The sequence below is a fragment of the Arthrobacter antioxidans genome (assembly GCF_023100725.1).
Classification (GTDB): domain Bacteria; phylum Actinomycetota; class Actinomycetes; order Actinomycetales; family Micrococcaceae; genus Arthrobacter_D; species Arthrobacter_D antioxidans.
In genome coordinates this window covers 1154239-1167779 of record NZ_CP095501.1, presented here as the reverse complement: position 1 = coordinate 1167779, position 13541 = coordinate 1154239, and the positions used below count along the sequence as shown (strand labels likewise).

Sequence of the window (13541 nt, the reverse complement as noted above, 5' to 3'; positions counted from 1 at the left end):
GACTCTCGGTGGGACCGGCCCGATCAGGGCCAGGATCCTCCGAGTAGACACCGACGCTGTCGGCACCGACAGGGACGAAAGACCCCCGACGCTGCTCAGTGTTTGGCCGTGTAGAGCGTCGGTGCGGGGAGGCCTGCCTCCTCCCGGACCCGCCGGGCGAACCGCTCGATCGACGTGAGCGCGGACACGACGTCCGCGGGCCGGACCTCGAACGGCATCGCGTGGATGGTCTCGCCCGCCACGGTCGCCGTGGTCGCGATGAGTTCGAGCTCACTGGTGTCGTCCGGGGTCAGCCCGATCTCCGTGAGGGTGGTGGGAAGCCCCACCCGCGTCGTGAACTCGATGAAGTCCCGGATGTCCTGCGTCGGGGCGCCCTCGAGGACGAGCTGGGTGAGGGAGCCGATGTTCACCTTCTGGCCGTGGGCCAGCCCGTGGGTCTGCGGCGCCGCGGTGAGCCCGTTGTGGATGGCGTGGGCCGCCGCCAGTCCTCCCGACTCGAAGCCGAGGCCCGAGAGCAGCGTGTTGGCCTCGATGACCTTCTCCACGGCCGGGGTCACGAGGTGGTCGCGGACCGCGTCGAGGGCCGGCAGCGCGTTGTCCCAGAGGACGTCCCAGCTCAGCCGCGCGAGGGCCGTGCCGGTGAGGGTGGGAAGCCCTCCCGCCATGGTCTGCGAGCTCGACGCCGCCGTCGCCCGCGCCTCGAGCCACGTCGCCAGGGCGTCGCCCACGCCGGCGGCGAGGAAGGCAGCCGGCGCGTTGGCGACGATCAGGGAGTCGACGAGCACGAGGTCCGGGTTGCGTGGGAAGAAGCGGTATTCCTCGAAGGTGCCGTCCTCGGTGTAGACCACGGCCAGGGCCGACGTCGGGGCGTCGGTCGACGCAACGGTCGGGACGGTGACCCAGCGGATGCCGGCCAGGAATCCCGAGGCCTTGACGGCGTCGATGGTGCTTCCCCCGCCCACCGCGACGTCGGCCTTCGTCCGCTTGATCACCTCGACGAGGCGGTCGATCTCGCGGGCGGACGGTACGCCCCCGAAGGCCTCCCGCGTGACCGGGAGCCCGGCCGCCTCGAGGGACGCGGTGACGTCGTGTCCCACGAAGCCCCAGACGACGTCGTCGGCGACGACGAGCGGTGTGCTCCCGATGGGTGCGAGGTACTCGCCGAGCCGGGAGATGGCCCCCGGACCCTGGGCGTACCGGCCGGGACTGATGACGGAGCGGATGGGGCTGGGCATGGGGACCTCCTGGGGGTCTCGTGGGTGGGCTGGTTGGTGACCGGTGGTGTGTCAGGGCACGAGGACGGCCCTGCCCCTCACCCGGCCTGCGTCGAGGTCGTCGATGGCCTGCTGGAAGTCGTCCAGCGCGTACTTCTGGGTGTGGAGCTTGACGGCGCCGCGCGCGGCGAGCGCCATGAGGTCCTGCAGGTCGTTGTAGGAGCCGACGAGGTTCCCGATGATGTTGATCTCGGTGGAGATGATGTCGATCGTGGGGACGTCGATGTTCTCCCCGTACCCCACGACGTAGTAGTCCCCCGCCCGCCGCAGCATGGCGAGGCCCTGGGTGGTCGCGCCGCCCTCGCCGACGAAGTCGATGACCGCCTCGGCGCCGTTCCCTGCGGTGAGGGCCAGCACCTGCTCCACCTGGCCACCGTCGGCAAGGACGCCCTCGTGCGCCCCGATGCCCCGCGCGAGCTCGAGGGCCGCAGCGTTGCGGTCCACGACGACGATGCGGGCCGGGGTGAGCGCCCTCAGGACCTGGATGCCGATGTGCCCGAGCCCGCCGGCCCCGATGACGACACACGTGTCCCGCGGGGTGAGCCGCTTCGCGGCCTTGGCAGCCGCGTGGTAGGCGGTGAGCCCCGCATCCGCGAGAGCAGCGACATCCGACGGCTCCAGGGAGTCGTCGATCCGGACCACGGAGCGGGCGGAGGTGAGGAGGTACTCGGCGTACCCGCCGTGGGTGTCCAGGCCCGGGAACTGGCTGACCTCGCAGTGCACGTCGTCCCCGGACCGGCACGCGCGGCACAGTCCGCAGGTGATGAGGGGGTGCAGGATCACCTTGTCGCCCACGCCGACGTTCGTCACGGCGCTCCCGACGGCGTGCACCCAGCCGGCGTTCTCGTGCCCGATCGTGTAGGGCAGGGGGACCTGGGACTTCGCCGACCACTGGCCCTCGAGGATGTGCAGGTCGGTGCGGCAGACCCCCGCGCCGCCGATCCTGACCACGACGTCGAACGGGCCGGTGACGCCCGGCATCGGCACCTCGGCCATCTTCAGGGCTTCGTGGTAGCCGACGACCTGCACTGCTCGCATGCTGCTCATGGGTGGGACTCCTTGACGGTGAGGGGAAGTAGCGGGTGGTGGTCGGCGGGTTCGGCGCCTTCCGACCGGAAGGCCTGGTCCGCACCGGAGCCCTCGTAGCGGGTCCGGAGGAGCCCGCGGCAGAAGTGCGCGTTCCCGTCGATCGAGATGCGGGTGGACCGGGCGCGGCGCAGGGCGAGCGGGACCGCCTCGGCGGGGTAGGGGCGGCCGTCGTCGTCGACCAGCACGGGCGCGTCGGGGTCTCCGGAGAGTCCGAGCGCCGTCCGTCGGCGCAGCAGCGCGTCCGTCTCGCGGCCCGGGAGGAGGTCCCGGAGGCCCACGCCGCCGACGTCCTCCACGCGGAGTGCGGGATCCGCGCGGAGGAGGCCGGTGAGGCAGCGCTCCATCGCGGCCGTGTGGGCCTTCCGGCGGAAGATCCGCCGCAGGTCCTCGAGACTGTCCTCCGCCTCGTGGAGGAACGTGCCGCGGTACCCCGCATCCGCCGCGAGGCCCGTGTTGATCAGGTCCGAGTCGTGGTGGTCGTCCAGTTCGACCACGACGGCGGCCACGCCGGGGATCGCCGCGACCGCGTCCTTGCTGTCGGACGCCATGAGGTAGGCGAAGTTCGGCGAGCAGAAGGACGTGGGCAGGCGCAGGTGCACCCGGACCGTCGGGTCCGGGCCCCCGTCCACTCGGATGGAGCGGACGAACCCGAGCTCGGTGATCGGCTCGTCGAGCTCCGGATCGAAGACGGTGGACAGGCTCCGGCGGACGGCGTCCTCGGTGACCGTGTGCACGCGTCCCGCGAGTTCGGCGTGCGCAGCGGTCATTGTGCGCTCGCCAGATCGGCCCGTTCCGGCTGCCGGGGGCCCGTCGCAGTCTCCCCGGCGTCGGGGAGCTGGAGCTCCGCCGGCACCGGGAGGTCGTACATCTTCGCGGCGTTGAGGCCGAGGATCTTCTTCTTCTGCTCGATGGTGAGCGGCGCGTACTCGGTCATGTCCTCCGGGATCTGGAAGTCCACGAACTGCTCGACGAGCCACCGCGGTGTCCACAGCGCGTAGTCGCTGGAGAACTGGATGCGGTCCTCCCCGATCCAGTAGATGAGCTCGCCGATGATCTGCGCGAAGTACCGCGGTCGGGTGTGCATGAACGGCATCGCCACGGCCAGGCCGCCGTGGACGTTGGGCTCCTGCGTGGCGATCCAGCAGAAGTCCTCGAGCCGGGGCAGGCCCACATGCTCCACGACGAAGTTCAGGTCGGTGAAGTCGGTGGCGGCGTGGTCGACGTCGGACACGTCGAAGGCGTCCCGGTCGAGGGGCCGGATGGTGGGGCCCTTGTGGACGTGGATGTTCTTGATCCCCAGGGCGCGGCACTCCTCGAAGTACCGGTAGGCCCACGGGTCGGACAGCTTGTAGCCGCGGGAGTCGCCGTGCCATTCGGCCGTGTACAGCTTCACGCCCTTGAAGCCCATCCGCTCGTGGTCGGCGCGCAGCTGGTCCAGGCCTGCCTCGCCGTTCCGCGGGTCGAAGCAGTGGTTGTAGGTCAGCTTGTCCGGGTGCGCCGAGGCGAGGCCGTAGGCCTCCTCTGTCTGTCCGAACCCCCGGTGGTAGAACTCGCCGAGGTACGCGGACTGGAAGATGGCGTGGTCCACGTACCCGTCGGTGAACAGGTCCTTCATGAGGCGCTCGCCGCCCTGGTAGAGGTAGTCCTCGTAGCTCCAGGTCTCCGATTCCGGGGAGAGGTTGCGGTGGTAGTCGTAGAAGCAATCGATGAACTGCTTGCCGTGGATGCTGCGCTGGTTCTCGGGACGGGCGTCCCAGAGGGCTATGTGCGCGTCGACAATGAAATAGTTCTCGCCGTCTTTGCTGTACATCTTCGATCTCCTCCTGGCGGCTGCCGTAGCCGCGACAGGACTGACGTTAGGTGCGAAAATGGCTCCCAACGCGCGGGGTGTGTCTCATTTTGAGACGATGCCTATCCCTATCCCCTGGAGTGGGACGCAGCCTCGACATCGACCGAGGAGGACGGCAATGGAGCCGAACCAGAAGGGCGGGCTCGTCACGCCGCAGAGGGGCCCCTCTACCGGCCCTCTGCTCGTCACGGCCAAACGCCTGGCCGCGTCGTGGCGGCGCAGCGAGGAGTACGGGGTGTCGGCGGAGCTGGTGGAGCCGAGCTGGGCCGGCTCGGCCCCGACGGACTCCCTGTTCTTCGAGTGCGGCCAGGCAGTGCTCACGGCCCTGCGCAGCACGCTGGCGGACGAGCCCGTGAGCCTCATGCTCACCGACGCCGACGGCCTGCTGCTCCAACGGCTGAGCGGCAGCTCCACCCTCCTGCGGGCTCTCGACCGGGTGCACCTGGCCCCCGGGTTCACCTACTCCGAGCGGGACGCCGGCACCAACGGTATGGGACTGGCGCTGGCAGACCGCTCTCCTGCCCTGGTCCGTGCGGAGGAGCACTACAGCGCCAGCCTGCGCACCTATACCTGCGCCGCCGCACCCGTTTTCGATCCGGTCAGCGGTGCCCTCGAGGGCTGCGTCAACATCACCACGTGGTCCGATGCCTCCCCCGAGCTGCTGCTGGCCCTGGCGCAGTCGGCGGCCGGGAACGCCACGGCACTGATGCTCGCGCGGGCCCACGGCCACCGGCAGAAGCAGGGGCCCCGGGGCGGCGTGTTCCGGATGCGGCGCGACGGACTCGAACCCGCCGTCGGGACCGTGCGAGCCCTGTCCTCGTCCTGGACGGACGCACTCGACCAGGCGACGCAGGCACTGGCCGCCGGGCGCGTCGTCGCCGCCGTCGGGGAGCACGGCGCGGGGCGGGCGACGCTCCTGGCGCAGGCGTTCCGCTGCTCACGGCCGGGGGCCCGCATCCTGTCGGCCGCCGCACCCGCGCCCGACGACGTCGACGCCTGGCTGTCGGTCTGGACCCCCGAGCTGGCCAAACCGGACACCGCGGTGATCGTCGAGAACATCGACCTCCTGCCCGCCTGGGCCGCCCAGGAGCTGAAGGCGCATGCCGTTCGCGCGCTGCGGGCGCTCCCGCCGTCGGACACGGGAACGGCACCGGCCCTCGCGTGGGCGGTCACGGCCACCGACCTGGACGCCATACCGCGTCCGCTGGCAGCCGCGGTGGACACCGTGGTCGCCGTGCCACCGCTGCGGGACCGCGGCGATGACGTCCTCCAGTTGGCACGGTTCGCCGCCCACCAGACCCGGCTGCGCGAGATCGACTTCACTCCCGCGGCCGAGCGGGCGCTCCTGGAGCACGAGTGGCCCGACAACGTGGACGAACTCTTCACCGTGGTGCACGATGCGGCGGTCCGCGCGGAGCGGATCGACGTCCGGCATCTGCCCGCCTACATCCTGGGCAGGCCCGGTCCGCATCTCAGCCGGATCGAGGCGGTCGAACGCGACGAGATCGTGCGGAGCCTGGCCCAGCCGGGGGTCACGGTCACCGCGGCTGCGGCGGAGCTCGGCATCAGTCGCGCGACCATCTATCGTCGGATCGCCCGCCTCGGGATCACGCGACCACGGTGATCCCGCTCGTCCCTCGGGACACCTGCGTCCTCACGATCCGTTGCCGGGACTTCCGCTCGTCCTCTGCCCGTCCTTGACCCGATCCGTGACGCCATGCGCTCGCCACAGGACGAGTGAGGGACGAGCGCAGTCACGGCCAGCCGGCGGATTTCACCGTGCGCCGGCTGGCCGTGACGGCCTCATAATGTCGGTGGTGGTTGGGAGAATTCAGTATGGACAGCAGCTCGAACGCTCCGCTTGAAACCACCGATCTTGGTGGTGCTTCGCGGCGTAGCGCTGTCCCGTCCGCTGCGGTTCGCGCTGACTCTGTGCAGGATCTGATCGATCTGGTGGCGTCTCTTCCAGCGGGCCCCGGCAGTGCTGAATTCATCCAGCAGCTGCGCGAACAGATTCATCGGTTCAGCGCCACCGTGTCCGGTGGTGCTGCGCACCACGGCGCCCCCATGTTCGGTGGGGCTGAGCATCAGGACGACGTTTTGTCTGCTGCTGGCCTGGCCACGTCCTCGGCAGACCACCTCGCACCTGCTGCTGTCCCTGCCTCTTCGTCGGCGGCGCGGGTGCGGGAGTTGATGGAGGAGATGGCCTCGCTTCCCATGGGTGCCGGTGGTGCGGAGCTGATCAATGAGATGCGGGTCCTGGAGGATTTCACGTCGGCGATCGCCGCCCGGCAGGCCCGGACCGCGGTCGCGTTCGACCTGGATGAGCGCCAGTCCCAGGCTGGGGCTGGTGTGCCGGTGGCCGAGCAGGGTCGGGGTGTGGCCGCGCAGATCGCCCTGGCCCGGCGTGAGTCCCCCGCCCGGGGCGGCCGGCTGCTCGGGTTGGCGCGGGCTCTGGTGACGGAGATGCCGCACACGATGGCCGCTGTGGAGGCCGGGTTGGTGAACGAGTGGCGGGCGACCCTGCTGGTGCGGGAGACGGCCTGCCTGTCCGCTGCGGACCGGTGCGCGGTCGATGAGGAGCTCAGCCCCGACACGGGTGCCTTCGACGGGGCCGGGGACCGGCAGATCGTCGCCGCGGCCCGGGCGGCCGCGTACCGCAGGGACCCGCGGTCGGTCACCCAGCGGGCCAGCCGTGCCGCGGCGGAGCGGCATGTGAGTCTACGGCCGGCACCGGACACCATGACGTACCTGACCGCCCTGCTGCCGGTCGCCCAGGGGGTCGCGGTGCACGCGGAGCTGACCCGGCACGCCGACGCCTGCCGGGCGGAGGGCGATGAACGCAGCCGCGGCCAGCTGATGGCCGATGCGCTGGTGGAGCGGACCACGGGCACCCCGGGCGGGTTCTCCCGGGTCGAGGTGCAGCTGATCATGACCGACCGGACCCTCCTCCAGGGCGACAGTGAGCCGGCCCGCCTGCCCGGCTACGGGATCGTCCCCGCCGGCTGGGCCCGAGAGCTCCTCTCCCAGGGGCCCGCAACGCCGGCAGCCGGACCCGCAGCCGGGCAGCCTACGGCACAGACCACCACCGACTCAGCCGGCCACGGAGCGGGCCCGGCAACCGGACCCGTCACCGGGCAGGCGAGCGGTCAGGCGAGCGGTCGGGACTTCGCGGTCTGGCTCCGGCGGCTCTATACCGCGCCAGGAAGTGGTGAGCTGATCGCGGCCGATTCCAGATCCCGGTTGTTCACCCCAGGACAGCGCCGCTTCATCCAGGCCCGCGATCATCTGTGCCGGACCCCGTACTGTGACGCGCCGATCCGCCACTACGACCACATCGTCCCCTGGCGTGACGACGGGCCCACCAGCCTCGCCAATGGTGCCGGGCTGTGTGAGGCCTGCAACCACACCAAGGAACTGCCCGGCTGGAAGGCCAGACCGCACCCGGATCCCGGGACCAGCCACGCCCGGCATGCCCTCGAGGTCAGCACGCCCACCGGCCACACCTACCACTCCACCGCACCACCCCTCCCCGGCAGCAGCCCGAACGAACGCGGGTACGAGCGTGACCACGACCGGGAGCACGACCGGGAGCACGACTGCGAGACCGGGAAACACATCCGCCCGCTGACGCCGCCGAGCTACGCGCCGGACGATCACAGCATTCCGGCATACCCCTACCCGCGGCGGTCCCGACGGGCCGAACTGCTCTTCGCCTGACTGTGCAGGCAGGACGCCTGACCGACTCGCCCGCCGCGAGGGCAGGATCGATCGCCGGACGGCCCACCGGTTCTGCGCGTCTTGATCGACGTCGGGCCGCGACGCCCAGCGGACGTGCAGTCCGGGCTTGCGTGGCCCGCAGCCCCACCCAATTGCTTCCACGGGCGGGAACGGCACCGCCGAGGCGAAGGACGGGCGGGAACGGCCTCTGGTGCGGTGACGGCCAGGGTGTAACACTGCAAGCTGCCTGCAAGCCCGCCCTGACATCCGCCGAGACCGCGACGAAGGGGAGATCATATGCCCGCTACACCCGGCTCCCACTCTGTCGAGCTGTCGACGGACCGGAGGTGAGCCGTGCCGATGACCGCTGATGGGAGGCCACCGCCGGCGTCGTCCCCCACCGCGCCGACGCGCACTCTGCCACCCTTCGCGGGTCGCACGGTGGCGATACCCGCAGCGGTGCTCTGCCTGCTGCTCACGCTCGTGTCCGGGAACTACGGCTATCACCGGGACGAACTGTACTTCCGGATGCTCCCTCCCGCGTGGGGATACATCGACCAGCCGCCCCTGACTCCGTGGCTGGTCCGATCGTTCGGCCTCATCGCGGACGAGGTGTGGGCCATCCGAATCCCTGCGACCCTCTCGACCCTCCTGGCACTCGTGGTCGTGGTCCTGATCACGCGGGAATTCGGCGGCGCAGCGTACGCCCAGGGCCTGTGCGCATGGGGGTTCGGTTTCGGCGTGGTCCCCCTGCTCTTCGGCCACGTCATGCTGACCGCATCGGTGGACCTCCTGTTCTGGCCCACCGTCGTCCTGTGCGTGGTCCGGGCGCTCCTGCGGGAGGCGCCCGCGTGGTGGCTGGCCGCCGGGATCATCGCCGGGCTGGCCACCTACAACAAGCTGCTGATCGCGGGACTGCTGATCTCACTCCTGGCCGGGCTGCTCGTCGCCGGTCCCCGCTCAGTGCTCGCCACTCCGTGGCCGTGGATCGCTGGCGCCCTCACCCTCGCCGTGGCAGCCCCCAACCTCGCGTATCAGGCCACCCACGGCTGGCCGCAGCTGTCCATGGGCGCCGCCCTGAACGAGAACAACGCCGCCGATACCCGCGTGGACATGTGGTGGTTCCTGTTCGTCACCCTCGGCCCGCCACTGGCCCTGGTGTGGTGCCTCGGCTGGTGGCACCTGCTGCGCCGCACCGCGTGGAGACCTGCGCGCTTCATCGCCATCGCGTTCCTGGTGCTCCTGGCCCTCGCCTTCGCGGCCGGAGGACAGATCTACTATTCGGCCGGGCTCGTCGTCGTGCTCTTCGCCATCGGGTGCGTCCCCGCCGCCGAGATCATGCGGTCCCGCGCACGACGCCTCGTGGCCTGGACCGCGGTGGCCGTCAATGCCGTCGCCTCCACCGTGATCGCCCTGCCTGTCATCCCCATGGGCGTGGTGGGCCGGACCCCGGTCCCGGAGATCAACCAGTTGGCGCGCGATCAGGTGGGCTGGCCCGCCTACGTCGACCAGATCGGCGATGTCGTCGCGAATCTTCCCGACCCCTCCGACGCCACCCTCATCGCCAGCAATTACGGTGAGGCCGGGGCCCTCCACCGGTACGGGGATGCCCGCGGGCTTCCTCCTGCGCACAGCGGGCACAACGAGCTGTACCACCTCTCCACCCCTCCTGAGGATGCGCGCACCGTGATCGTGATCGGCGGGCAGGCCGATCTGGCAAGGACCCTGTTCGTGTCCTGCGAAGAGGTGGCCCGCCTGGACAACGGGCTCGACGTCGACAACGAGGAACAGGGGCAGCCCGTTCTCGTGTGCGAGCGTACCCAGCCGTGGTCGGATCTCTGGCCCCGGTTCCGGCACCTGGACTGACGGCACGTGGATTGACGACGCCCCGACCGACGGGACCCCGACCGAACACCTGAACGTGCCCTCAGGTGGCCGCAGTGACCCTCCGATAGCCGCTTCCATCGGGCCGGCGCTCCAGATACCCGTGGTCCACGAGCGCGCGCCGCAGCGTCGGGATGTCGTACGTGACGGTCGCCAGCAGCCGGTTGACCTCGGGCTCGCCGAGCTCCTCGTCGGCCGGGAGGAGCCTCCCGGCGAGGTGCGCCAGCAGATCGCTGCGGTCCTGCCCGGCACGCGGCAGGCCGTCGATCCGCCCGTCCCGGAAGAACCGGTCCACACCCTTCGGGGTGGGCGCAGCCGCGGTGGCGAGCACCTCCTTGAACAGGCCGTCCTCCACCGCGTGCTCCGGCGTCAGCAACCCGGCGTCGACCAACCGCTGCAGCTCCTTCGGCGTGGCGTCGAGCGGCTGCCCGAGCACGGCCCGCGCGTACAGCTCGCGCGAGCGGGCGCCGGCGAGCGTGGACAGGACCTTCTGCCAGGACGGCGCGGTCACGCCCGGTCCTCGCCGGACGCGGAACCGGGCTCGGAACCGGTGAGGGAGTCAATGAGTTCTGCGGGTCCGGCCGCAGTGACGCCCGCCAGCCGCTCTGCCTCGGTGGGGCCGCCGTCGAGCATGGGCCGGAGTTCCGGCCGGTGGACGGACAGTCCTGCCTCCTCGGCGATCAGGGCGCCCGCCGCGAAATCGTGCTCGTGCAGGCCGCGCTCCACGAAGGCGTCGAGCGTGCTGTCGGCCACGAGGCACAGGTCCAGGGCGGCCGAACCGAGCCGGCGTACGTCGCCGTAGCCCTCGAGGAGCGTCCCGAGGGCTACGACCTGCTCCGTCCGGATGGCGGCGTCGTAGGAGAACCCGGTGCCGAGAAGCCGTCCCTGCCTGGCGCGGGGGCCGACGAGGCGCCGCACGGACCCGTTCTCGCTCACCCAGGCTCCCCCGCCGCGGGACGCCCAGTAGATGCGGTGGAGCGCGGGCGCGTTCACGACGCCGGCGAGCCACGTGCCGTCGGCGCCGGCAGCGGCCACGGACGTGCCGTAGTAGACGATGTTGCGGATGAAGTTGGTGGTGCCGTCGAGGGGATCGATCGACCAGCGGACGCGGTCGCCGTCGGGGGTGAACCCGCTGGGCACGGTGGTCCCGAGCTCCTCACCCGTGATCGCGTCGTGCGGACGCGCGCACCTGATGACGCTCCGGACCGCGTGTTCCGCGGCGACGTCGAACGCAGTCACCCAGTCGCTGTCCGAGCTCTTGCTGGTGGCGTCCAGCGCTTCGGGATCACGCCGGGCCAGCACTGCGGCGCCCGCCGCGGCGGCCTGCCGGGCGAGGTGCAGGAGCACCTCCGGGGAGGGATCCCGGACGTCGCCGCTCCCCGGCGCAGCGGTCATCGCACGGCCCGCCCGCCGGGATCCGTGCCGGCGCCCGCCTCGAGCTCCTCGGCCACCTCGGTGTCCTCGCTCTCGTCGCCGCCGGTCCCCGCGGTGCCGCCCTCGTCGGGCCCCACACCCGCGGGACCGTTCTCGAGGAGGGCGGTGAACCCCTCCTCGTCGAGGACCGGGATGCCGAGCGTCTCGGCCTTCTCCAGCTTGGTGCCCGCGTTCTCCCCGGCCACCACGTAACTCGTGTTCTTCGACACCGAGCCGGCAGCCTTGCCGCCGCGCGTGATGATCGCTTCCTTCGCCTCGTCGCGGTTGTAGCGCTCGAGGGAGCCGGTCACGACGACGGTCAGGCCCTCGAGGGTGCGCGGCGTGCTCTCGTCGACCTCGTCCTCCATGCGCACACCTGCCGCAGCCCACCGGTCGACGATCTCCCGGTGCCAGTCCTCCGCGAACCACTCGGTGAGCGCGACGGCGATGGTGGGGCCGACGCCGTCCACGTTGGCCAGCTCCTCCTCGCTCGCGGCGCGGATCCGCTCCATGGACCCGAAGGCCGTGGCGAGCGCGCGGGACGCCGTGGGGCCGACGTGCCGGATGGACAGCGCCACGAGTACGCGCCACAGCGGCTGCGTCTTCGCCTTCTCCAGTTCGGTGAACAGCTTCCGGGTGGTGGCACTCGGCTCGGAGGGCTTCTTCGCCGTGCCCTTGGAGTAGAAGTAGGGCACGAGTTCGCGGCCCGTGACCACGCCCTTCACCTTCTTGTCCCGCTCGATCCGGACGTCCGCGAGCTTCTCCGGGGTGAGGTCGAAGATGTCCGCCTCGGTGGTGATGGGCGGCACCGCGGGCTCGGCGGGCTGCGTGAGGGCGATGGCCGCCTCCCAGCCGAGGGCCTCGATGTCGAAGGCGCCGCGGCCGGCGAGGTGGAACACCCGTTCGCGCAACTGCGAGGGGCAGGAGCGGGCGTTGGGGCAGCGGATGTCGACGTCGCCCTCCTTCGCCGGCTGCAGCGGGGTGCCGCAGGACGGGCACTCGGTGGGCATGACGAACTCGCGGACGGGTGGGTCCTGCTTGTCGCGCAGCGCCATGACCGGCCCCACGATCTCGGGGATGACGTCGCCCGCCTTCCGGAGCACCACGATGTCGCCGATCATGACGCCCTTGGCCTTGACCACCTCCTGGTTGTGGAGCGTGGCCATGCCCACGGTGGAGCCGGCGACCTTGACCGGCTTCATGAGGCCGAACGGCGTGACGCGGCCGGTCCGCCCGACATTCACGAGGATGTCGAGCAGCTTCGTGTTCACTTCCTCGGGCGGGTACTTGTAGGCCACGGACCACCGGGGCACGCGGGAGGTGTGGCCCAATGCGCGCTGCAGCGCGAAGCTGTCCACCTTGACCACGATGCCGTCGATCTCGTGCAGCAGGTCGTGGCGGTGGTCTCCGTGGTGCGCGATGAAGTCGACCACCTCGTCCTGGCTGTGGAGCACCCTGTAGTAGGGCGACGTGGGCAGGCCCCACCCCTTCAGCAGCTCGTAGGTCTCCGACTGCGTCGCCGCCGACAGCCCCGTCCGGGCGCCGATGCCGTGCACGTACATGTCCAGGGGCCGCTCCGCCGTCATGGCGGGGTCCTTCTGGCGCAGCGACCCTGCGGCGGCGTTCCGGGGGTTGGCGAAAGGCGCCTTGCCCGCGGCCACCATGCGCTCGTTGAGCTGGCCGAACTCCTTCGTGGGGAAGAACACCTCGCCGCGGATCTCCACCTCCTCGGGGTGGTCCGTGCCCGCGAGGTGCCGGGGGATCGAAGCGATGGTGAGGACGTTGTGCGTGATGTCCTCCCCCGTGACGCCGTCGCCGCGCGTCGCGGCGCGCACCAGTTCGCCGTCACGGTAGAGCAGGTTCACGGCGAGGCCGTCGATCTTGAGTTCGGTCAGCCACTCGATGGTCGCACCGGGGCTGCGCTGCTCCACACCGGCACTCGCGCGGTCCAGCCAGGCCGTCAGTTCATCGAGGGAGAAGACGTCCTCGAGGCTGTACATGCGGGCCAGGTGGTCCACGGGCGTGAAGGCCGCGGACACCTCGCCGCCCACCTCCTGCGTCGGCGAGTCGTTCGCCACGAGCTCCGGGTGGAGGGCCTCGAGCTCCTCGAGGCGCCGGAACAGGGCGTCGAACTCGGCGTCCGAGATCGTGGGCGCGGCGTCCTGGTAGTACGCGGCGCGGTGTGCGCGGACGTCCTCGGCGAGCTGCGCGTACTCCTCGCGGAGCTCCTCGCTGGGGAGTCCGCCCTGCCCGGCGGGGGTGGCGTCTACCGATGCACTCTCAGGTCCTGGGGTCACTTTCCTCATCCTGCC

11 protein-coding genes are annotated in these 13541 nt (G+C 71.0%); 3 read left to right on the top strand and 8 right to left on the bottom strand.

Features of this window, described 5'->3' with window-relative positions; genetic code table 11:
- Positions 1-95: 95 nt before the first annotated feature.
- Genes MWM45_RS05325 through MWM45_RS05310 form a run of 4 tightly spaced genes read right to left on the bottom strand, consistent with a single transcriptional unit; the run spans position 96 to position 4173 of the window.
- Positions 96-1235: a glycerol dehydrogenase gene (locus tag MWM45_RS05325; protein WP_247828554.1), complete on the bottom strand. Its 1140-nt coding sequence runs from the start codon at positions 1233-1235 to the stop codon at positions 96-98.
- Positions 1236-1286: 51 nt separating this feature from the next.
- Positions 1287-2321 carry an NAD(P)-dependent alcohol dehydrogenase gene (locus MWM45_RS05320; protein ID WP_247828553.1) on the bottom strand — a complete coding sequence of 345 codons (1035 nt, stop codon included), beginning with the start codon at positions 2319-2321 and terminating at the stop codon, positions 1287-1289.
- The gene (locus tag MWM45_RS05315; protein ID WP_247828552.1) at positions 2318-3130 is read right to left on the bottom strand and encodes a metal-sulfur cluster assembly factor; all 813 of its coding nucleotides are present in this window, start codon (positions 3128-3130) and stop codon (positions 2318-2320) included. Before MWM45_RS05315 ends, MWM45_RS05320 begins: the two co-directional genes overlap by 4 nt.
- Entirely contained in the window at positions 3127-4173 is a 1047-nt protein-coding gene (locus MWM45_RS05310; RefSeq protein ID WP_247828551.1) for an amidohydrolase family protein, read from the bottom strand. The genes MWM45_RS05315 and MWM45_RS05310 overlap by 4 nt, the downstream gene beginning before the upstream one ends.
- 157 nt (positions 4174-4330) lie before the next feature.
- On the opposite strand from MWM45_RS05310, the gene MWM45_RS05305 reads away from it, so the two are divergent.
- Complete coding sequence (locus MWM45_RS05305) at positions 4331-5836, top strand: AAA-type ATPase lid domain-containing protein (RefSeq protein WP_247828550.1); 1506 nt, start codon at positions 4331-4333, stop codon at positions 5834-5836.
- Positions 5837-6015: 179 nt separating this feature from the next.
- On the opposite strand, the gene MWM45_RS05300 is transcribed toward MWM45_RS05305, so the two are convergent.
- Positions 6016-6300 carry a hypothetical protein gene (locus MWM45_RS05300; protein ID WP_247828549.1) on the bottom strand — a complete coding sequence of 95 codons (285 nt, stop codon included), beginning with the start codon at positions 6298-6300 and terminating at the stop codon, positions 6016-6018.
- Between the two features lie 114 nt (positions 6301-6414).
- On the opposite strand from MWM45_RS05300, the gene MWM45_RS05295 reads away from it, so the two are divergent.
- Together MWM45_RS05295 and MWM45_RS05290 are read left to right on the top strand one after the other, a co-directional pair.
- Positions 6415-7932 (top strand): HNH endonuclease, encoded by a 1518-nt coding sequence (locus tag MWM45_RS05295; RefSeq protein WP_418909737.1) that lies wholly within the window; start codon positions 6415-6417, stop codon positions 7930-7932.
- Positions 7933-8373: 441 nt separating this feature from the next.
- A complete protein-coding gene (locus MWM45_RS05290; RefSeq protein WP_247828548.1) occupies positions 8374-9798 on the top strand; it encodes a glycosyltransferase family 39 protein in 1425 nt (474 codons plus the stop codon).
- Between the two features lie 61 nt (positions 9799-9859).
- Here MWM45_RS05290 and MWM45_RS05285 read toward each other — a convergent pair whose 3' ends face one another.
- Genes MWM45_RS05285 through ligA form a run of 3 tightly spaced genes read right to left on the bottom strand, consistent with a single transcriptional unit; the run spans position 9860 to position 13535 of the window.
- Positions 9860-10327 (bottom strand): DUF2087 domain-containing protein, encoded by a 468-nt coding sequence (locus tag MWM45_RS05285; protein ID WP_247828547.1) that lies wholly within the window; start codon positions 10325-10327, stop codon positions 9860-9862.
- Complete coding sequence (locus MWM45_RS05280; RefSeq protein ID WP_247828546.1) at positions 10324-11211, bottom strand: inositol monophosphatase family protein; 888 nt, start codon at positions 11209-11211, stop codon at positions 10324-10326. The genes MWM45_RS05285 and MWM45_RS05280 overlap by 4 nt, the downstream gene beginning before the upstream one ends.
- The gene (gene ligA, locus MWM45_RS05275; protein WP_418909736.1) at positions 11208-13535 is read right to left on the bottom strand and encodes an NAD-dependent DNA ligase LigA; all 2328 of its coding nucleotides are present in this window, start codon (positions 13533-13535) and stop codon (positions 11208-11210) included. Before ligA ends, MWM45_RS05280 begins: the two co-directional genes overlap by 4 nt.
- Positions 13536-13541 lie beyond the last annotated feature (6 nt).